This is a genomic window from Dryocola mayonis (assembly GCF_051307045.1).
Classification (GTDB): domain Bacteria; phylum Pseudomonadota; class Gammaproteobacteria; order Enterobacterales; family Enterobacteriaceae; genus Dryocola.
The window spans coordinates 2,020,689-2,039,629 of sequence record NZ_CP150452.1 but is presented as its reverse complement, the minus strand read 5'-3'; the positions used below and the strand labels follow the sequence as shown (position 1 = coordinate 2,039,629).

The 18,941-nt window shown below is 57.6% G+C and carries 16 protein-coding genes and 4 pseudogenes; 4 read left to right on the top strand and 16 right to left on the bottom strand.

Going from position 1 to position 18,941, the window contains the following annotated elements; genetic code table 11:
• The first annotated feature begins 92 nt into the window (after positions 1-92).
• Together WLO32_RS09910 and WLO32_RS09905 are read left to right on the top strand one after the other, a co-directional pair.
• Positions 93-755, top strand: a complete 663-nt coding sequence (locus WLO32_RS09910; RefSeq protein WP_435948142.1) for an AzlC family ABC transporter permease — start codon at positions 93-95, stop codon at positions 753-755.
• Complete coding sequence (locus tag WLO32_RS09905; RefSeq protein WP_435948141.1) at positions 755-1,078, top strand: AzlD domain-containing protein; 324 nt, start codon at positions 755-757, stop codon at positions 1,076-1,078. Before WLO32_RS09910 ends, WLO32_RS09905 begins: the two co-directional genes overlap by 1 nt.
• A 33-nt stretch (positions 1,079-1,111) precedes the next feature.
• Here the strand turns inward: WLO32_RS09905 and cybB are convergent, their stop codons facing one another.
• The gene (cybB, locus tag WLO32_RS09900; protein WP_435948140.1) at positions 1,112-1,648 is read right to left on the bottom strand and encodes a cytochrome b561; all 537 of its coding nucleotides are present in this window, start codon (positions 1,646-1,648) and stop codon (positions 1,112-1,114) included.
• A gap of 189 nt (positions 1,649-1,837) precedes the next feature.
• Between cybB and gap the strand changes: the two are divergent.
• Positions 1,838-2,840, top strand: a pseudogene (gene gap / locus WLO32_RS09895) (type I glyceraldehyde-3-phosphate dehydrogenase).
• Positions 2,841-2,891: 51 nt separating this feature from the next.
• On the opposite strand, the pseudogene WLO32_RS09890 reads toward gap, so the two are convergent.
• The 8 genes and pseudogenes from WLO32_RS09890 to WLO32_RS09855 all read right to left on the bottom strand — a co-directional run bounded on the left by WLO32_RS09890 (position 2,892) and on the right by WLO32_RS09855 (position 9,249).
• A pseudogene (locus tag WLO32_RS09890) lies at positions 2,892-3,951 on the bottom strand (ABC transporter ATP-binding protein).
• Between the two features lie 3 nt (positions 3,952-3,954).
• Complete coding sequence (locus tag WLO32_RS09885) at positions 3,955-4,818, bottom strand: carbohydrate ABC transporter permease (protein WP_435948139.1); 864 nt, start codon at positions 4,816-4,818, stop codon at positions 3,955-3,957.
• Complete coding sequence (locus WLO32_RS09880; RefSeq protein ID WP_435948138.1) at positions 4,796-5,701, bottom strand: carbohydrate ABC transporter permease; 906 nt, start codon at positions 5,699-5,701, stop codon at positions 4,796-4,798. Before WLO32_RS09880 ends, WLO32_RS09885 begins: the two co-directional genes overlap by 23 nt.
• A gap of 9 nt (positions 5,702-5,710) precedes the next feature.
• The gene (locus WLO32_RS09875) at positions 5,711-5,869 is read right to left on the bottom strand and encodes a hypothetical protein (protein WP_435948361.1); all 159 of its coding nucleotides are present in this window, start codon (positions 5,867-5,869) and stop codon (positions 5,711-5,713) included.
• 189 nt (positions 5,870-6,058) lie between these two features.
• Positions 6,059-6,109: pseudogene (locus WLO32_RS09870) on the bottom strand (hypothetical protein); the annotation flags it as partial.
• A gap of 145 nt (positions 6,110-6,254) precedes the next feature.
• Positions 6,255-6,989, bottom strand: a pseudogene (locus WLO32_RS09865) (ABC transporter substrate-binding protein); the annotation flags it as partial.
• 78 nt (positions 6,990-7,067) lie between these two features.
• A complete protein-coding gene (locus WLO32_RS09860; RefSeq protein ID WP_435948137.1) occupies positions 7,068-8,003 on the bottom strand; it encodes a TauD/TfdA dioxygenase family protein in 936 nt (311 codons plus the stop codon).
• A 175-nt stretch (positions 8,004-8,178) separates the two neighbouring features.
• A complete protein-coding gene (locus tag WLO32_RS09855) occupies positions 8,179-9,249 on the bottom strand; it encodes a YncE family protein (protein ID WP_435948136.1) in 1,071 nt (356 codons plus the stop codon).
• A 303-nt stretch (positions 9,250-9,552) separates the two neighbouring features.
• On the opposite strand from WLO32_RS09855, the gene WLO32_RS09850 reads away from it, so the two are divergent.
• Positions 9,553-11,697 (top strand): TonB-dependent siderophore receptor, encoded by a 2,145-nt coding sequence (locus WLO32_RS09850; protein WP_435948277.1) that lies wholly within the window; start codon positions 9,553-9,555, stop codon positions 11,695-11,697.
• A gap of 52 nt (positions 11,698-11,749) precedes the next feature.
• Here WLO32_RS09850 and aldA read toward each other — a convergent pair whose 3' ends face one another.
• The 7 genes from aldA to WLO32_RS09815 all read right to left on the bottom strand — a co-directional run bounded on the left by aldA (position 11,750) and on the right by WLO32_RS09815 (position 18,770).
• A complete protein-coding gene (gene aldA, locus WLO32_RS09845; protein WP_435948135.1) occupies positions 11,750-13,189 on the bottom strand; it encodes an aldehyde dehydrogenase in 1,440 nt (479 codons plus the stop codon).
• Between the two features lie 267 nt (positions 13,190-13,456).
• Entirely contained in the window at positions 13,457-14,215 is a 759-nt protein-coding gene (locus WLO32_RS09840) for an alpha/beta fold hydrolase (protein ID WP_435948134.1), read from the bottom strand.
• Positions 14,216-14,267: 52 nt separating this feature from the next.
• Positions 14,268-15,386 carry a Gfo/Idh/MocA family protein gene (locus WLO32_RS09835; RefSeq protein ID WP_435948133.1) on the bottom strand — a complete coding sequence of 373 codons (1,119 nt, stop codon included), beginning with the start codon at positions 15,384-15,386 and terminating at the stop codon, positions 14,268-14,270.
• Positions 15,383-16,444: a sugar phosphate isomerase/epimerase family protein gene (locus WLO32_RS09830; RefSeq protein WP_435948132.1), complete on the bottom strand. Its 1,062-nt coding sequence runs from the start codon at positions 16,442-16,444 to the stop codon at positions 15,383-15,385. Before WLO32_RS09830 ends, WLO32_RS09835 begins: the two co-directional genes overlap by 4 nt.
• Positions 16,444-16,824 (bottom strand): hypothetical protein, encoded by a 381-nt coding sequence (locus tag WLO32_RS09825; protein ID WP_435948131.1) that lies wholly within the window; start codon positions 16,822-16,824, stop codon positions 16,444-16,446. The genes WLO32_RS09830 and WLO32_RS09825 overlap by 1 nt, the downstream gene beginning before the upstream one ends.
• Positions 16,796-17,533 carry a Gfo/Idh/MocA family protein gene (locus WLO32_RS09820; RefSeq protein WP_435948130.1) on the bottom strand — a complete coding sequence of 246 codons (738 nt, stop codon included), beginning with the start codon at positions 17,531-17,533 and terminating at the stop codon, positions 16,796-16,798. Before WLO32_RS09820 ends, WLO32_RS09825 begins: the two co-directional genes overlap by 29 nt.
• Positions 17,523-18,770 (bottom strand): MFS transporter, encoded by a 1,248-nt coding sequence (locus tag WLO32_RS09815; RefSeq protein WP_435948129.1) that lies wholly within the window; start codon positions 18,768-18,770, stop codon positions 17,523-17,525. The genes WLO32_RS09820 and WLO32_RS09815 overlap by 11 nt, the downstream gene beginning before the upstream one ends.
• Between the last annotated feature and the right edge of the window lie 171 nt (positions 18,771-18,941).

The following is an 18,941-nucleotide window of genomic DNA, read 5'->3' as shown; positions in this document are numbered from 1 at the left end:
ACCGTTCGTTATAATGAACGTTTCGTTCGACTTGATCAAAAATGTCATTTTGTTCATTATAAAGTACAAAGTGTTCGTTATGAGAGATTTTTATGTCTGACCTGCGTTTTTCGGCGGTGCCGGCAGAAACCAAAAAGGCCATTTTCCTGATCTGTCTTGCGGTAGGCTTCGTCGGAATTTCCTATGGCTCGCTGTCGGTGGCTTATGGTTTTCCGCTATGGCTGCCCGTTGTTTCTTCAATTGTGGTTTTGGCAGGCGCGTCGGAGTTTATGTTTATCGCGATTATTGCCAGCGGCGGAAGCCCCTTTGCCGCCGCGCTTGCCGGGCTGCTGGTCAATGCGCGCCATTTCCCGTTCGGCGTGGCGGTTCGGGAGTTTGTCGGCTCGCGTCTGGCGGCTTACGTCGGCTGCCATATCATGAACGATGAAAGCGTGGTATTCGGTTTATCCCAGTCAACGCCGCAGGCGCGCAAGGCCGCCTACTGGCTGTGCGGCACCGGCGTCGCGCTCTTCTGGCCGCTGGGCACCGTGACCGGCGGCTTGGTCGGCAAACTGCTGCCTGCCCCGGAAACCATCGGCCTGGACGCGGTATTTCCAACCATTCTGCTGGCGCTGGTTATCCCCGCCTTTAAAAATCGCACCACTCTGCTTCGTTCATTAACGGGCGCCGCCGTCTCCCTGCTTGCCGTACCCTTTACCCCGGTCGGCATGCCGGTTTTACTGTCGATGCTTGGCATCCTTGCGAGGAAAAAATAATGGCCGCAACCCTGAAGATTATTGCCGGCCTGGCGCTGTTGTCGGTGGGAACCTATTTAATGCGTCTGGCCGGCGCAAAACTTGGCAACCGGCTGCTGCTTTCTGAATCCTCAAAACTGCTGCTTGCCGATGCGGCAACCGTTTTGCTTTTCTCCGTCGCCGTTGCGACCACTTTTTATGAAAACGAGCATTTTGCGGGGATCGCGCGCGTGGCGGGCGTAGCCGTCGCCGTGCTGCTGGCCTGGCGTAAGGTGCCGCTGATTATCGTAATTTTTGTAGCGGCGTTTATTACCGCGGGGCTGCGTTATTTCGGCGTGGCGTAGAAGACTCCCGCCGGCAGGCGGGAGCCGTGTTTATTACAGACGATCTTTCTTCCCCGGCAGCATGCGCAGCAGGGTGTTGTCTTTCCAGATGTAATGATGGAACAGCGCGGCAAAGGCGTGAATGCCGATAACAAAATAGCCGGTGTTGGCGATCAGCTCGTGGATTTCTTTTACGGTAAACTGCCGGTCCTCATCTAATTCCGGGGCATGCGGCATGGGAATGCCCAGCACCGACCAGTCGTGGCCTTTGAAATAGACGGTAAGAAAGCCGAAGATCGGCAGTACGATAAACATCAGGTAGATGATGGTGTGTACCAGATGCGAAAGGCCGGTAATCGCCGGATGGGGCTTCGGCGTGATGGCCGGAGCGCGATATTTAATCCGCACCAGCAGGCGCACGACCATCAGCACCAGCACGCTCAGTCCGCAGGTAACGTGGATGGCGTTAATGGTTGGCCGGTAGCTGCGCGGGAAAAAGCCCTTCAGCTCCATGGCGCAGTAGGCCCCGACGATTAAAAGAAAAACCAGCCAGTGAAGCGTTATCTGTAACGAAGTGTATTTGCTACGCATTAAAGGATCTGCCCTGTGACAATGATGGCACCAGGATAACGGCAAACCTTTAAAAAATCATTCACATCTGCACAAATCCCCTCATATTTCGCCCCGCCGCCGCGGTTTGCGACACCCTTGTTTATGAACTATCACTAGTGATGATTACGGTTTTTGCTGCTTCCAACTGTGAATAACGGGGTAACGGTCATGAAAAAAATCGGCATTAATGGCTTTGGCCGCATTGGACGTCTGGTGCTGCGCCGCGTTCTGGAAACGAAAAGCGAGGTGGAGATCGTCGCGATAAACGATCTTACCTCGCCGAAAGTGCTGGGCCTACCTGCTTAAGCATGACTCAAGCTACCGAAATTTCGACGGCACGGTGGACTACACCGAGGATGCGCTGGTCGTAAATGGTAAAAAGATCGCCGTGTATGCGGAAAAAGACGCGAAGAATATCCCCTGGGGCAAGGACGGGGTCGAGATTGTGATTGAGTGCACCGGCTTCTACACCTCGCAGGAGAAAGCCAGCGCGCACCTGGACGCCGGCGCGAAGAAGGTGCTGATTTCCGCCCCTGCGGGGGATATGAAAACCATCGTTTTCAACGTTAACTGCAACACCATCACCCCCGAAGACAAAATTTTATCCGTCGCGTCGTGCACCACCAACTGCCTGGCGCCGATGGCGAAAGCGCTGCACGACAGCTTCGGTATCAGGCTCGGCACCATGACCACCATTCACGCCTATACGGGTACGCAGTCGCTGGTTGACGGACCGCGCGATAAGGATCTGCGCGCCTCACGCGCCGCCGCGCAGAATATCATTCCGCACACTACGGGCGCCGCGAAAGCTATCGGGCTGGTTATCCCCGAGCTGCAGGGCAAGCTGAAAGGCCACGCGCAGCGCGTGCCAACCCTCACCGGTTCGGTCACCGAGCTGGTCTGCGTGCTTGAGAAAAAAGTGACGGTGGATGAAATTAACGCCGCGCTGAAAAAAGCGACGGAAGGTAACGAATCTTTCGGCTATACCGATGAGGAGATCGTCTCTTCGGATATTGTCGGCACCAGCTTTGGTTCAGTGTTCGATGCCACGCAGACCGAAGTCACCGAGGTGGGTGACTTACAGCTGGTGAAAACCGTTGCCTGGTACGATAACGAATACGGGTTTGTGACGCAGCTGGTGCGCGTGCTTGACGCCGTGGCAAAGGAGTAGCTTTGCCCCGTCCCTCTCCCCCGAAAGGGAGAGGGTTTAGCGCCTGGAACCTTAGTTGATGCGCGCCCCGCTGTGCTCATCGAACAAATGCGCCTGGCGCACGTCCGGCAGCAGCTGCAGCGCGCTGCCGGGGCTGGTCTGCACCCTGTCGCGAAATACCGCGATGGCCTTTTGCCTGCCGATGCTGAGGGCAATTTGCGTTTCCGCGCCCGTAGGCTCCACCACGTTCACCTCTGCCGCCACGCCGCCCTGCGCCACTTGGGCGAAATGCTCCGGCCGCACGCCATACAGCACGCGCCTTCCCTGGATTTCGGCAGGAACGTTGATTAACGGCAGACGCAGCCCGTCGTCGGTCACCACTGATTCGCGATCGACCCTGCCGCTGAGCAGGTTCATGGATGGCGAACCGATAAAGCCCGCGACGAAGGCATTGCGCGGCCGGTCGTAAAGCTCAAGCGGCGTGCCCACCTGTTCGATAACGCCGTCTTTTAGCACCACAATCCTGTCGGCCATGGTCATAGCTTCAACCTGATCGTGGGTCACATAAACCATGGTGGCGTTCAGGCGCTGGTGCAGCGCTTTAATTTCCGTTCGCATCTCAACGCGTAATTTTGCGTCGAGATTCGACAGCGGCTCGTCAAACAGAAAGACGCGCGGATTACGCAAAATGGCGCGCCCCATCGCCACGCGCTGACGCTGGGCCGCCGGAAAGCTGTCCGGGTTTGCGTTTCAGCAAGGCGGATAAGCCGAGCGTTACCGCAACCTGCGCGACGCGCTCATCAATCAACGCTTTTTTCACCCCCTGCATCTTCAGCGAAAAGCCGAGGTTGTCCGCCACCGACATATGCGGGTACAGGGCGTAGTTCTGAAAGACCATCGCGATATTACGCGCCTGCGGCGAGATATCGTTGATCACTTCGCCGTCGAGCGCGATTTCGCCTTCGCTGATGCTTTCCAGCCCGGCGATCATGCGCAGCAGGGTGGATTTCCCGCAGCCGGAGGGCCCCACGAGCGCGACGAACTCGCCTTCGCGAATGGTTAAATCCAGCCCCTGAATAATCACATTATCTTCATAGCGCTTATGGATACTGCTTAACGTAATGGTCGCCATTGTTTAATCCTTCAGACCGCCAGCGGTCAGGCCGTGAACCAGATAGCGCCGCACCAGCAGCGTAAACGCCACTACCGGCAGCATAACCAGCGTGCCGCTGGCGGCTATCTTGCTCCACTCCCAGCCTTCGTACTGGAGAAAATTAACGATTGCCACCGGAGCCGTAACCGCCTGGGTGCGCGTCAGGATCAGGGCATAAAAGAAATCGTTCCACGAGAAGATGAAACAGAGGATCGCCGTAGCCGCAAGGCCTGGCGCCACAAGCGGCAGCGTGATGCTCCAGAAGGTTCGCCAGACCGGGCAGCCGTCAAGCCAGGCGGCCTCTTCGAGGGCCGCCGGCACCGCGGCGAAAAAGGTTTGCATCAGCCAGATAACGATCGCCAGGTTGAACGTCAGGTAAACGATGGCAAGGCCGAGCACCGTGTCCTGCAAGCCCAGCCAGCGCCACGCCAGATAAAACGGAATGGTAAAGGCGATAGGCGGCGCCATGCGGGTAACCAGAATCCACAGCGCTACGTGCTGACGGCCCGGAAACTGCCAGCGCGTTAAAACCCATGCGGCGGGCACGCCGATAACCAGCGACAGGCCGGTAGAAAGCGTGCTGACCAGCAGGCTGTTGCCAAAGGAGTGCAGGAAATTGCCCTGCCACAGCGAGCGGAACGCCTCAAGCGTCGGCGTGAACCACAGCGTTAGATCAAATACCTCCATCGCCGGGCGAAAGGCCATAATCACCATCCACAGAAACGGAGCCAGTACGGCGAGCAGCAGCAGCCAGACCGCCGCCTCCCGCCCGCCGCGCAGGCGAAACGGCCTGCGTCTGCGCGCCGCTTGCGCGTTAATTCTCTCAAGCGTTAGCTTTTCGCTCATCGCTCCACCCCGCTTTGCCGACGATATAGCTCAACACAAACACCCCGACGAGAATGACTACCGCGATCGCGCTGCCGTAGCCCCAGTACGAGAAGTTAAACGCCTGAATGAAACCGTAATAGTTGGTCACCTCGGTGACCGACCCCGGCCCGCCGTCGGTTAACACATAAATCAGCGGAAAGGCCTTAAAGCTGTCGATAAGCCTGAACAGCGTGCAGACCACCAGCACCGGCCTGATGTAGGGCAAGACGATGTAGCGGAAAATATTGCCCGAACCTGCGCCGTCAAGGCTTGCCGCCTCCAGCGGATCTTTGGGAACCATCTGCAGGGCGGCCAGCACCATCAGCATGGTAAAGGGAAACCACTGCCAGATATCCGCCGCCACGATCGCCCAAAGCGCGGTAGCCGGATTGGCAATAAGCGAGGGCAGCGTAATGCCCCATATTTCTAAGACCTGATGCAGCGGGCTAATATCAGGCGTATAAATTATTTTCCAGATCAGCGCTACAATAATGGGCGGCAATACCATCGGAATAAGAAATAATGTTCTGGCGGTATGCAGCCAGGCCGAAGATCCGTTAAGTAATAACGCCAGCCCCAGCCCGATAGCCACCTGAAATAACACGCTGACCAGCGACATTTTTAATTGCGTGATAACGGAATGAATAAATCGCGGGTCGTCCAGCAGCTGGCGATAATTAATTAGCGGGTCGCTAAACTGAAATGTCGCCTGGGGATTGGTCAGGCTAAGCGGCGTCAGGCTGGTGACAATCAGGGCCACGGCCGGCAATAAAGTAATAATCGTCAGCACCACCAGCGACGGCATCAGCCCCGCCAGGTAAGCGTTACGCTGCTGGCTGCGCCAGCTGGTCTTAGCGTGCATAGTCGCTCCTTAAATCTTCGCGCCCGCGCGTTTCAAATCGGCAATGGAAGCGGTCTGCGCCTGCTGCATCGCCTCCTTTGCCGAAAGCTGGCCGGAGACAATCAGCGCAATAGCTTTGTTAAGCTGCTGATCCACCTGCGGATAGACGTCCACCGTGCGGTACTTCATATATCCGCCCTGGGCCGCGCGCTCCATGGCGTTCAGCGATAGCCCGGCTAAATCCACGCCGTTGATGATCTGCTTGCTTCGATAGGCCGGAGAAAGGATATCGCTGCGGCGGGTCGGCGAACCGTACCCGGCCTGCACGGCGCGCTGGGTGGTTTGCTTTGAAAGCGCCCACTGGATAAACGCCCAGGCGGCCTCTTTGTTTTTCGAGCCGGTCGGTATGCCCAGCGCATGCACCGCCATGCCGGGGAAGCGTCCGGCGGGGCCCCTGCACCACCTGGCCGAAGCTCGCGGTCTTCAGGGTGCGGGAAGAGGCCGGATCGCCCAGCTGCGCAAGGTAGGCCAGGCTTGAATCGGAGAAGTTAACCCGGCCAAGCTTCAGCGCCTGCGTCGACTGGTCTGCGGTATAGGTCAGGCCGCCGTTTGGCCCGAACTCGCGAATCAGACGGGCGAAGTAATCCGCGGCCGCCACCGCCTCAGGCGTATCGAGCGTCGGGAACAGGTCGTCCGGCGGGTTGCGGAACACGTTGCCGCCAAAGGCCTGCAGATAAGGGATAAACGTCCAGCCGTAGTGGCTGTCCGTTACGTAGCCGGCAACGCGCTGCTTTTTATTTACCGCCTGCAGGACCCTGACTAAATCATCGGTAGTGTCCGGGAACGTAAAGCCGGCTTCGCTCACCAGATCAAAACGCGATGAGCCCGCTAACATGCCCTCCACGACCCACGGAATGCCGTACAGCTTGCCGTCGCGCCCGGTTTCCGGCGCTATGCCGCCCTGCAGGAAATCGTGCACGTCCCAGTCGGCGCTGGTCAGGTTAGGGTTAGCGATAAACTCATCAAGCGGCGTTAACCAGCCGGAGTTAATCCAGCGGCTGCTGTAGATAAAGGTGACGTTGACCACGTCATAGGCCGTTCCCTTAGTGGAAAGCTCCAGATCCGCGCGCTGGTTGTAAACCGGGAAAGCAGGCGTATCAAGATTCACCTTTGCGCCGGTCAGCGCCTCAAATTCCGGCAGCCACTGGCGTAATAATGTGGGGTAAGCGGTGCTAAACGTCGAGACATTCAGCGTCACGCCAGCATATTTTTTTGCGCCGTTTGCCCCGCGGGCAAAGGCCGGCACCATGGCGTACACCCCAAAGGCCGCCATCGCCTTTAACAGATCTCGACGTTGCATCATTATGTTCCTTTTTAGAATGGGTAATCAGGCAACGGCGCTGACGGGAGACGGCTGCTCGGGACGGGCAATGGTGCGGCTGCGGCTGCCGTCGACGGCAACAGCGGCTTCGCCTTCAATGGTTACGCGGCGCACCAGGCGCGGCTGCGTGCCGTAGTCATTGACGGCGTAATGCTGCGTCGAACGGTTGTCCCAGATAACCACGTCGTCCTGCTGCCAGCGCCAGCGCACGGTGTTTTCCAGCTGGATGACGCGGTTTTGCAGCAGCTCGAATAAACGGGCGGACTCGCGGCTGCTAAAGCCGGAGAGGCGCTTAAAGAAATGGCCCAGCAGTAAGGCTTTTTCACCGCTCACGGGATGGACATGCACGACGGGATGCTCGGCTTCATACACGGCAGAAACGAACACTTTGCGATGGTGATCCAGGCGCTGCTGTTCCGCGACCACGCGCTCGGCGCCGTAGTCGTAATCATTGCTGTGAACCGCGCGCAGGCTTTCCGCAAAGCGTTTTAACTCTGCGGGCAGGTTTTCATAGGCGGTAACGGTATTGGCCCATACGGTATCGCCGCCGTAAGCCGGGATCTGCACGCCGCGCAGAATAGAAATTTTCGGGAAGGCTTCAACAAAGGTGACGTCGGTATGCCAGGAGTCCGCGCGGCCGCCGCCTTTTGACGCGTCCAGCTCAAAGAGTTTGGTGCCGGCCGGCGACGGTACGGTAGGGTGAGCCACGATTTTGCCAAAGCGCGCGCCGAATTGCTGATGGCTTTCATCCGTTAATTGCGTCTGATTACGGAAAAAAAGAACTTTATATTTAACCAGCGCCGCTTCTATTTGCGAAAATATTTGCGCATCGATATCCGGCGTTATTTTAACATTCACAACCTCGGCGCCGATATTCCCGGCAACGCGGCGAATGGTCAGGTCAGGAAATTCACTGTCAGGCTGAGAAGCATTAATCGACATAACGGCGTACCCTTAATTGTTAAGTGGATCCGCAGTATAGAAACAGCATGTTAACAATTAAAAGAATCGATATTTATATGAATAGACTTTTTGCCTGGCAAAGCTAAGTTAATTTTTAGCTAACGGCGGCAGGTAAAAAAACAACCCTCACGCTGAGGGTTGTTTAGAGAGGCGGTTATTTAAAGCTAATACGCACTACGTCGTCCGGGCTGGCCGGCTCTTTATCGCGCGAGCCAGGCTGCTTGACGCTGACAAACAGCGTCTGGCCATCGGCGGACAGCGCCAGGCTGTTAGGATGCGTCGGGGTATCAATGGTGTTGAGCACCCGGTAGGTCTTCGCATCGATCACGCTGACCTTGCCCGTTTCGCGGTGGGTGACGTACACCTCGTTGCGCTGAGCGTTATACAGCACGGCCAGCGAGACCGGCAGCTCGATTTTCTTCAGCACTTTGCCGTTGCGGGTATCCACCACCAACAGCTGCGGCGATTTAGAGTCGGTGATGAACGCGCGATGGTTCTCGGTATCAAGACTCAGGTTCAGGTAGAAATGCTCACCCTCTTCCAGTTTGCTGCGCGCGATAACTTTGTTCGTCGCGGTATCGATGGTGATGAACTCATTATCGCCGTTGGTCATATAAATGCGGGCGGCCTTCGCGTCGATAGCCAGGCCGGTAGCCATTTTACCCAGCCCTTCAACGGTGGTGCGCAGCGTCAGGCTATCGCCATCCACCACCCACAGCACGCTTGACGGACCCAGCCCGCCTACGTAAAGGGTGTTGGTTGTTTCATCGACGACCAGCTCGCGAGGTGCGAAAGGACGCACTTCTTTTGTACGCTGACGCTCGTCGAGCACCAGGGATTTCTTCACGTTGCCCGACTTCACATCAACGGCGGTCACCGCGCTGCTGGTGGTGTTGCCGAGGAACAGCGTGCCCGTGGTGCGGTTCACGGCCATGCCGAACGGCTTCAGGTTGTTGTGGATGGCCTGGGTAATTTCAAGCGTGGCCGGATCCAGACGGTAAACCACCCCGCCCTTGTCCAGCTTGCGGCTCTGGGAAGTCGCCACGTACAGCGCCGAAGGCTCGCCGGTAACGGCCATCTCGTAAGCGCCTTTGCCTACCGGTTTACGATCGAGGGTGAAGCTGGTATCGGCGAATAGAGAAGCTGAAAACAGCAGGGTTGAGAGCGCAAGCACAGGCAAAGCGCGGCGTTTAGCCGGGGCTGCAAATTCCGTTGAAGAAAACATATATCTCCTTGTTGGGGGGGCAAACATTCAGGTGGTAATGATTATCATTATCTGCAAGCAAAAGTAAATAATTATCATTAACAAATTAACATAATCATAATTATTTGATGAATATGGAAAAATAATTTTCAGACGTAAAGATTGTGGGTCAAATGTGGGGAAATTATGAAGATTGCCGCCTGAGGTTGTAATGATAACAATTATCATTACTATCCAGAACCCTGCGCTAATTTGTTTCACAATATGGAAATATCACGCATGAATGTAAAAAATAATTACACAAAGAGTCGGCTGGCGGTGCTGATGGCGGGGCTTTGCAGCAGCGGGGTCTGGGCGGCGGAAGAGCCGATGCTGGACGGCGGCGATACTATGGTGGTACAGGCTACCGCTGAACAGGAATTAAAACAGCAGCCCGGCGTGTCGATTATCACCGCCGAAGATATTAAAAAAGATCCCCCGGTCAACGACCTCTCCGACATCATTCGTAAAATGCCCGGCGTTAACCTTACCGGCAACAGCGCAAGCGGCAGCCGCGGCAACAACCGCCAGATCGATATCCGCGGCATGGGTCCGGAAAACACCCTGATTCTTGTCGACGGCGTGCCGGTCACCTCGCGCAACGCCGTGCGTTACAGCTGGCGCGGCGAAAGGGATTCCCGCGGCGACAGCAACTGGGTGCCGGCGGAAATGGTCGAACGCATTGAGGTCTTGCGCGGCCCGGCCGCCGCCCGCTACGGTTCCGGCGCCGCGGGCGGCGTGGTTAATATCATCACCAAACGCCCGACCAACGACTGGCATGGCGCACTGTCCCTCTATACCAATCAGCCGGAAAACGACAAGGAAGGCGCCACCAGGCGCGCTAACTTTAACCTGAGCGGCCCGCTGGCGGGTGACGCGCTCACCATGCGCCTGTACGGCAACATCAATAAAACCGACGCGGATGCTTACGATATCAACACCCAGCAAAACGGCTCCTATGCCGCCGGGCGTGAGGGCGTACGCAACAAAGACATTAACGCCGTGCTTTCCTGGAAACTCACGCCAACGCAGATTTTCGACTTTGAGTACGGCTACAGCCGCCAGGGCAATATCTACGCGGGGGATACGCAGTACAGCAACGCGAACCTTAGCCCGAACGGCCTGATCGAGCAGCTTTACGGCCAGGAAACTAACCGTCTGTACCGCCAGAACTACGGGATTACGCACAACGGCGTCTGGGACTGGGGGCAGTCAAAAATCGGCTTCTACTATGAGAAAACCAACAACACGCGGCTAAAAGAAGGTTCTACGGGCAAAGTTGAAGGCATGATCAACGACACCACCTACGACACCAGCCGCCTTGAGGATTACCGCTCTACTGCCGAGGTGAACGTTCCGTTATTCCTGCTGTTCGACCAGACCGTTACGCTTGGCGCGGAGTGGGAACGCCAGGCGCTGAACGACCCGGCGTCCATGACCGCGACGGCCGCCTCGGGCGTGGACATCGGCGGCGTCTCGGGCGATCCCTCCTCGCGCAGCACCAAAAATAGCGCCAGCACCAGCGCCGTTTATTTTGAAGACAATATCGAAGCGGCCGAAAGCACCTATATTATCCCCGGCCTGCGCTTTGACTATCACAACCAGTTCGGCGGCAACTGGAGCCCGAGCCTCAATATTTCTCAGGGCCTGGGCGATTTCTTCAAGCTGAAAGCCGGCATCGCCCGCGCCTTTAAAGCGCCAAACCTGTATCAGTCCAGCGAAGGCTATCTGCTTTCGACCCGCGGCAACGGCTGTCCAAACACCATCACGACGGGAAGCTGTTATCTGCTGGGCAACGACGATCTGGACCCGGAAATCAGCATCAATAAAGAAATCGGCCTTGAGTTTGCCCGGGCAGGCTATAACGCGGGCGTGACCTGGTTTAGAAACGATTATAAAAACAAAATCGTTTCCGGCACGGACATCGTCGGCTACGCCTCAAACGGCTATAACGTTCTGCGCTGGGAAAACGGCGGCAAGGCGGTAGTGGAAGGCCTGGAAGCGAACCTGACGGTGCCGCTTATTCGCGACACGCTGGACTGGCGCACCAACGGCACCTATATGATCAAGTCCGAGAGCAAAAAGACCGGCAACCCGCTGTCGATCATCCCGGAATACACCGTGAATACCATGCTTGACTGGCAGGTGACGGATAAGCTTTCCGCCAACACCACCTGGACGATGTATGGCCGCCAGAAACCGCGTCAGTATGCGGAAATTCGCACCGAAGCGGGCTCAATGTCTGATAAAGAAGTTGGCGCTTATTCCATCGTGGGCGTAGGGCTGAACTATCAGCTAACCAAAAACCTGCGCGCCAATACCGGCATCAGCAACCTGTTTGATAAGCAGATTTACCGTGAAAACGAAGGCGCTTCGACCTACAACGAGCCGGGCCGGGCCTATTATGCGGGCGTAACGATGTCGTTCTGATAGCGGTACCGCACGGCTTACCCCCTCTGTGCCAGAGGGGGTAAAAAAATAGCTATACCTGCAGATAAACCATCTGGGTTTGCAGATATTCGTTCAGCCCGTGACGCCCGTCCGCCCCGCCGATGCCGGATTTACGCCAGCCCGCATGGAACCCCTGCATCGCCTCGAAGTGCTCGCGATTGATATAGGTTTCGCCAAACTTCAGGCCCTTAATGGCTTTCATCGCGGTGTTTAAATCGCGGGTATAAATGGATGAGGTCAGGCCGTAGTCGCTGTCGTTGGCCATCGCCACCGCCTGCTCCAGGGTGTCGAAAGTGGTGACCGGCAGCACCGGGCCAAAGGTTTCATCGTGCATAATCGCCATCTCCTGGCGCACGTCGACCAGCAGCGTCGGCGGATAGAAGTAGCCTTTGCCATCCGGCTTTTTGCCGCCGGTCAGCACGCGCGCGCCCTCGCTCACCGCCTTAGCCACCTTTTGCTCTACGCGCTGCAGGGCCGCGGCATTAATAAGCGGCCCCATCGCCACGTCGTTACGTTCGCCGGTATCGCCAAAGCTCACCTGCTTAAAGGCCTCGCTCAGGCGCGTGATAAATTCGTCGTAGATGCCCTTTTGCACGTAGACGCGTTCCGCGCAGTTACACACCTGTCCGGTGTTGATCATGCGCGAATCAACGACAGCTTTCACCGCGATATCCAGATCGGCATCGTCCATCACGATCGCCGGCGCTTTACCGCCCAGCTCCAGACACACCTTAGTGATATTTTTCGCCGCCGCTGCCATGATTTTCTCGCCGGCCGCCACGCTGCCGGTCATGCTGACCATTGCCACCTTCGGGTTGCCCGCCAGCTCCTGGCCTACCGTTTCGCCACGGCCAAGCACCAGGTTAAAGACGCCTTGCGGCAGGCCGATAGCGTGAACAATTTCCGCAAAGGCGACGGCGTTATTTGGCGTGAACTCGCTGGGCTTAATAACGATGGTATTGCCGGTTACCAGGGCTGGCGCCAGCTTGCGGGCGATAAGAAAGAACGGGAAGTTCCATGGCAGAATGCCGGTGGTAACGCCAAGCGCGCGCTTGAAGACCAGAATGTTTTCACCGGGACGATCGCTTTGCAGAATTTCACCTTCGTAGCGGCGCGCCCATTCGGACATGTAGTCGAGATAATCCGCGGTGAAGGCTACTTCAACCTCAGCTAGCTGCTGCGTTTTGCCGCCTTCCGCGACGATCAGCGCGCTGATGGCCGCCGCGCGTTCACGGATGCCAGCCGCGATTTTTCGCAGCCAGCCCGCGCGCTCGATAGCCGGCAGCGCCTCCCAGGCATCCTGCGCCCGCGCTGCGGCGTCAATGGCCTCTCGCGCCTGCGCGGCGCTGCCGTCAGGAATACGGGAAATCACCTCTTCCGTGGCGGGGTTCACCACATCGATCCACTGTTCGCCCTGCCAGTGAACGAACTGGCCGTTAATATACATTGGGTGCTGTACGGGTGCTGTCATGACCGACTCCTGTATGTGCAGAGTGAATGCCTGTTGTTATGAATAGGTAAAATATTTGTAACCACTTTAGGCAGCAAAAATCGCCATTCGGGCAAAACGGTCATTTTTTGTGATGGCACTCAATAAAATGGGCGGGAAGAAGCTGATTTATTTACAGATAAACGACCTGGAGATGACCGTTTCAGGCGCGGCTTCCTGAAAACGGTCAACTCGGGCAGGCCGTTATGCGCCCGGGTGCGTTATTTCACCGCAGGCGGCTGACGACGCTTAATGATTTCCGCAGCAGCTGGCCAGCGCGCGGGCGAGACCGGCAGGGTTTTCCCATGACATAGCATGCCCGGCGTTGGGAATAACAAGGGTGTTTATGCCCGCGGCCTGCACGGCGTCGAAATCGGCGTCCGGCAAAGAAGCTTCGCCAAAAATAAGCGACTTCGGCAGCTGGATAGCGGTGAAAGTCTCAAACCAAGCTGGCTCGACGCCCTTGAGCAGGCTATCCGCACCGCGCCACAGGGCATAAGGGGCGTTGCTGAGCAAACTCCCTGCCCACGATGTCTGTTCCGCAGCCAGCAGTTCGTCATAGCCCAGGCTGACAAACGCGCTTTCATCCTGCCCGGCAATGCTGCGGCTGAACGTGCCGCCTCCGGCGTGGAAATTCGGCTCCGAGACGATAAGACCGGCGATTTTTGCCGGCATCAGCGCGGCGACTTCGATTGCGATGCTGCCGCCCATGCTGTGCCCGTACAGATAAAAACGGTGCAGCCCCATATGTTCCACCAGTTCGGCCACCACTAATGCCTGGTCGCTCGTGCTGTAGGAGTACTCTTCCGGCTTTTCGCTGAACCCGCAGCCGGGCAGATCGATCAGCACGCCGCGCCGGTTGCCGAACGCCGGATCGGCAAATACCCGGGGATATTCATAAGAAGAAGCGCAGCCCAGGCCGTGAATAAACAGCAAAGGCACGCCGCCGCCGGGCAAATCGTGGTAACGAACCCTGCACCGGGCATGTTGAGAGTAAAAGCTCTGCATGGGATTCCTTTCAGAAGATAATAATGATTATGTAAGCGTAGCGGGTAGTTGGCTACCACTCCATCCATGCCCCCTGCTGGTCGCTGCTGGCGCGCAGCGTTTCGATAAAGCGCATGCCGGACAAACCTTCTACGATCCCCGGCAGCAGCGGCGCAGTGCCGCCGCGTATTTTTACCGCGGCCTCACGGTAGATTTGCGCAAACCCTTCCAGATAACCTTCGGGATGGCCGGCCGGCGTGCGGCACTGGTGGCGGATGGAATCATGGTTGTTGACGCCGTTACGCGTGACAACGTAACTATTACCGTGCAGCGGATAAATTTCAAGAATTTCAGGCTGCTGCTGGCGAAAGCTCATGCTCCCCCGGCTGCCGACGATGCGGATCCGCAGATCGTTTTCAAAGCCGGGCGCCACCTGGCTTGCCCACAGCCGTCCTCTTGCCCCGTTGGCGTAGCGCATTTCAGCGTAGACCTCATCGTCCAGCTCGCGGCCTTCGATGCGCGTGAGCAATTCACCGCGAATCGACTCTGGTTCCATGCCGGTCACGAAGGCGGCAAGCTGCCAGGCGTGGGTGCCGATATCGCCAATCGCGCCGGCGCCGGCGAACTGCGCCTTGCCGCGCCAGCTCGCCTGCTTGTTATCGGTGAGTTCCAGCCTGTCGTTCAGCCAGCCCTGCAGATACTCCACTTCCACATTGCGAATATCGCCAATTTCGCTGTTGGCGATGCGCGCCCGCGCCTCGCGTACCATCGGCAGCGCGCTGTAGTTGTGGGTGAGAATAAAATGGCAGCCGGATGCGTTAAGCACGCGCGCCAGCTCTTCGCCTTCGGCAAGCGAAATGCCCAGCGGTTTGTCGCAGATGACGTGGATCTTTTTTTCCAGAAACGCTTTGGCGATGGGCACGTGCAAAAAGTTCGGCGTGACTATCGCCACCGCTTCAATGCCGTCGGCCCGCGCCGCCTCCTGCCGCGCCATCTCCTGCCAGCTTGCATAGCTGCGTTCCGGCTCGACAAACAACGCTTCACCGCTGCGCTTTGCGACTTCGGGCGAGGATGAAAAGGCGCCGGCGACCAGCTCAAACCGATCGTCAAGCCGCGCGGCGATGCGGTGTACGCCGCCGATAAACGAACCTTCGCCGCCGCCCACCATACCTAACCGGATGCGTTTCATCATTGCTCCTCCAGCCCAAGCATTTTACGTAGCGCCGCCTGTTCGCCGCCGCGCAGGGCGAAATCATCGAAAGCGTAATCGGCCACCGGAATAATGTGTTCGGCGATAAATTTCGCCCCTTCGCGCGCGCCCGCCTCGCCCGATTTCAGACAGCACTCCCACTCAAGCGTAGCCCACCCGCCATAGTCGTACTGCGCAAGCTTGCTGAAAATACCTTTAAAATCCACCTGCCCGTCGCCGAGCGAACGAAAGCGCCCCGGACGTTCGGTCCACGGCTGGTAACCGGCATACACGCCGCTTTTCCCGGAGCGCTGAAACTCCGCGTCCTTAACGTGAAAGGCTTTAATGCGTGAATGATAGAGATCGATAAAACCGAGGTAGTCCATATGCTGCAGCAGCATATGGCTCGGGTCGTAGAGAATGTTGCAGCGGGGGTGGTTATCAATGAGCGTCAGAAAACGCTCAAAGGTGACGCCGTCGTGCAGGTCCTCGCCGGGATGCAGTTCGAAACAAACGTCAACGCCCGCATCGTCAAAACTGTCCAGAACGGGCCGCCAGCGTTTCGCCAGCTCTTTAAAAGCCTCGTCGATAAGCGCCGCGTTGCGCGGCGGCCAGGGATAAAAGTAGGGCCAGGCCAGCGCGCCGGAAAAGGTGGCATGAGCTTTTAGCCCCAGATTTTGCGAGGCTCGCGCGGCCTGCTTCAGGCAGGCGATGCCCCACTGCTGACGCGCGGCGGCATCGTGTGCAAGCTCCGGCGGAGCGAACCCGGCAAACGCTGAGTCGTAGGCGGGATGCACGGCAATCAGCTGCCCCTGTAAATGGGTGGAAAGCTCGCTAATTTCCAGGCCGAAATTTGCAAGCGTACCGCTGATTTCAGCGCAGTAGTCCTGGCTTTCCGCCGCTTTGCGCAGGTCGAAAATATGCGGTAGATGGGTGGGGATCTGCACGGCCTTATAGCCCAGCCCTGCGACCCAGGCCGCAAGCGTTGCCAGCGAGTTAAACGGCGGCTGCTCGCCGATAAACTGGGAAAGAAAAATAGACGGTCCTTTCAGGGTTTTCATTACAACACCTCCTTAATATTGACCATGCGCTGTTCGCGAACCGCAAGATCGGCCGCCAGCACCACGGCCAGGCTTTCAATCGCCTGCTGCTGATGCAGCGTTAAATCCAGGTCTTCAAAGACCGAGCGCGCAAAAAACTGCTGCTCAAGGCGGCACAATGCGAAGTGGTCCGGCTCGTCGGCGGCGGAGATCCACTCGTCCTGACAGGCAAACTCCCCCTGCGGGTTAAGCTGTGAATGATGCAGGCGCAGGGATTCGGTTCGCGTGTGCGCCTCGACGCTTGCTGACTGCCCTTCGCCGCCCGCTTCGCGCGCCACGATCGAGGCCGATCCTTTTGGGCCGATAACGTCTTTAATAAAGAACGCCGTCTGGCTCATCATCGGCCCCCAGCCGGCTTCGTACCAGCCGACGGAACCGTCGGCGAAACGCACCTGCAGCTGGCCGTAGTTGAACTGCTGCGGCGCTATCTCTTCGCTCAGGCGCGCGCCGATGGCGCTGACGGAAAGCGGGCTGGCCCTGCGTCATCTGGCACATCACGTCCAGATAATGCACGCCGCAGTCCACTATTGGCGACAGCGACTGCATCAGCATTTTGTGGGTGTGCCACGCGCCGCCCGAGCTTTGCTGGTTGAGGTTCATGCGCATCACCAGCGGCTTGCCGAGGTTTTGCGCCAGCTCAATAAACTGCCGCCAGGCGGGATGGTGGCGCAGTATGTAGCCCACCACCAGCTGTTTGCCCGCAAGCCTTGCCGTCGCCACCACGCGCTTCGCGCCGGACAGGGTGGTCGCGAGCGGTTTTTCCAGAAAAACATGGCAGCCTGCGGCGAGCGCCGTCAGCGCTAAAACCTCATGGCTGTCAGGCCAGGTGGCGATGCAGACCGCGTCCGGGCTGGTCTGTTTGATGGCGTCGTGCATTTCTTCGAACAGCGGGATATTTTCGCCAAGCCGTGCCTGCAGGCGCTCTTTGGAAGCTCCGCGGGCAACCAGCCCGCAGAGCGTAAACGCCTCCAGCGCTGCATAGGCCTGAGCGTGAGCCGCGCCCATATTGCCGCAGCCCACGACCAGCACCCGCAGCGCCCTATCGGCCATCGCGCGCCCCTTCTTTGTAGTTGAAGGTAAAGAAGAAGATGGCGGCGATGATCACCGCAGCAATCGCCGGCAGCCACCAGAACTGCTGCCACTGCGCCAGCGCCTCGGCGCCCTGGGCGGTGACCGAACGGTTGAACACCGCGCCGCTGATTTGCGAACCAATCAGCATCCCCAGCCCGTAGGTGAACAGCACCAGCAGGCTCTGCGCCTGGCCCTTCACTTTGTCCCCCGCCACCTTATCGGTGTAAATAAAGCCGATAACGAAGAAGAAGTCGTAGCACACGCCGTGCAGAATAATGCCGATGTAAATCATCCAGCGTGTTTCCTCCGCGATGCTCAGGGCAAACATGGCGTAGCGCGCAAACCACGCCAGCATGCCAATCAGCAGCATCATTTTGATGCCAAGGCGGCGGAAGAAGAACGGGATCAGCAGCATAAACAGCAGTTCAGACATCTGTCCGAAGGCCATCACGCCGCTGACGTTTTCAAAGCCCAGCGCGGAGATAAAGGGCGCGGCGTAGGCGTAGTAGGCGGCAAGCGGAATGGAAATCAGCGTGGCGCAGATGATAAACACCATAAAGTGGCGCTGTTTGAGCAGGGCGAACGCGTCGGCGCACAGCAAGTCGCGCATCGAAAGCGGCTTGCCGCGATCCGGCGCCGGCGTATTGGGCAGCGTAAAGCTGTAGATGCCAAGAATGACCGATGCCACGGCCGCCATGGTAAAGATGCCGGTGCTGTCAGAAAGCCCGCTCAGCCCGACGATTAAACCGGCGACAATCCAGCCGATGGTGCCAAAAGCGCGCACGACCGGGAAGCCCTTCTCGCTGTTCGCGAGGCTGTGGAACGCCACGTTATTGCTCAGCGCGATGGTCGGCATATAGCAAAGCATATAGGCAAACACCACCCACAGCAGGCTGGTTTGCCCGCTTTCGAACAGGCCCGGCAGCCACCACAGCAGCGCGGCCCCGACCAGATGCAGGACGCCGAGAACCTTTTGCGAGGCGAAGAAGCGGTCTACCAGCATGCCCAGCACAAAGGGCGAGAGGATGGAGGCTATCGGCCCGGTGGAGTACGCGTCGCCGATGACCGCGCTCAGGCCGTATTTGCCCATCACCACGCCCAGCGTAACGTACCAGGCTCCCCAGACGAAAAACTCCAGAAACATCATTAACGACAGGCGTGGAATAACCCATTTATGGGTGATGACCTGCGCCCCAACGGCTGAGTGAGAAGACATAAATCCTCCGCGACAGAGTATTGATTAAGGGTAAGAGGTTATTTTTGTAATCGATTACATTAACACTTCACTAAAAATGTAATCGATTTCAGAGGGGTTTCCATCATGCGGAGGAATTATTTGGTACTATTGATTGCGATCTGGAATGTGCTTCACAAATAATCAATCTGG